The organism is Rhizobium ecuadorense (assembly GCF_001187535.1).
Taxonomy (GTDB): Bacteria; Pseudomonadota; Alphaproteobacteria; order Rhizobiales; family Rhizobiaceae; genus Rhizobium; species Rhizobium ecuadorense.
Window position 1 is genome coordinate 1 of sequence record NZ_LFIO01000760.1, and the last position, 1418, is coordinate 1418.

Consider the following 1418-nt stretch of genomic DNA (forward strand, 5'->3'; position numbering starts at 1 on the left):
CCGGAAAGCAGGGCGAGCAGGCTCGACTTGCCGGCGCCGCTGCTGCCGATCACGGCCAGGCGTTCGCCTTGCCGGAGCGTCAGTTCGATGCCCTGGAGTGCGGGCACGGCGGAATTTTCGTGGAAGGCGGAGACTTCCGTCAGCGAACAAGCATATCCCGGCAGCGCCGCCGCCAATGGATCGGATGCCCGCGCGACGGCAAGCCGCGGCGCCACGCGCCTTGCCGCAAGCAGCGTCCGCCCAAGATCCAGCGCGCCGCGGCGCAGTGCCGCGAAGGGCTCGGTCGCCGCGAAGGCGACCAGCAGGCCGAGAGCTGCGACAGGAGCGGTGATCGCCTTGGTCTCCGCAAGAGCGGCGACGGCAAGCAGCGATGCCGTCAACAGCAGGGTGGAGACCAGGCCGAAGCCGAAGGTCAGGCCGGTCTCGACGCGGTTCAATCGGTTGTCGGCGACGGCGGTGTAATGGTCTGCCCCAGCGATTGCCTGCCTTTGCGCCGCAAGCCGGCCGGCCATCAGGAGATCGGTCTGGCCGGCGACGAGATCGATCGTCCGCGACCGCAGCGCCTCGATGCCATGGGCGCGCCTGCGGGCATGTTTGCGGGCCGCCCGAGCGGCGATCAAGGGCAGGCCGAGGCCGGCACCGACGAGAAGGAGACCGGAGAACAGACCGAACAAGGGATGCATGAGCCCCAGCACCAGGCTTGCCGCAAAGGTGGCGCCGATCGCAACGGCGGCCGGCACGAGGATCCTGAGATAGAGGGAGTCGAGCGCGTCGATATCGGCCGTCAGCCGGAAGAGCAGCCGTGCCGGACGATGCAGGAGCGCGCGCGCCGAGCCCGGTTCGGCGAAGCCGCGAAACAGTCTTTCGCGAAGCGCGGCGAGCACGCCGAGCGTCGCGTCATGGGTCGCAAGCCTTTCCCCGTAGCGCGCCGCCGTCCTGATGATGGCGAGCAGGCGGATGCCGGCCGAGGGCGCAAAGACATCGAAGGTGATGGCGGCGGCGGAAAGGCCGGCAAGCGCGGTGGCGGTGATGAACCAGCCGGACAGGCCGAGCAGGGCGATGCCCGCCGTGACCGTCGCCGCCGAAAGTGCTGCGCCGAGCAGCAGAGCGCGCCGGCGTTCGGCAAGGAACAGACGCAGGATCGGCTTGAGGTCTGCAGCAAATCTGCTCATTCGGCGGCCTCCCGTATCATCATATCGGCGTCGATGCGGATCGTGCGATGCATGCGCGCGGCAAGAAGCGGATCGTGGGTGGCAACAATCAACGTGCGTCCCCTCGCGAGCGAAAGCAGGCTCTCTGTGACCTCGGCCGCGGTGGCGGCATCGAGATGCGCGGTCGGCTCGTCGGCGAGGATGATCCCCAGATGCGAATTGCAGGCCGCTCGCGCGATCGCAAGCCGCTGCTGCTGGCCGCCGGAA

1 protein-coding gene and 1 pseudogene are annotated in these 1418 nt (G+C 68.8%); both read right to left on the reverse strand.

Going from position 1 to position 1418, the window contains the following annotated elements:
• Positions 1-1172 (reverse strand): ATP-binding cassette domain-containing protein (locus tag AF337_RS13780; protein WP_049732495.1); only part of this gene is annotated, 1172 nt, incomplete at its 3' end.
• Positions 1169-1418: pseudogene (locus tag AF337_RS13785) on the reverse strand (thiol reductant ABC exporter subunit CydD); the annotation flags it as partial. The pseudogene AF337_RS13785 and the gene AF337_RS13780, both read right to left, overlap by 4 nt.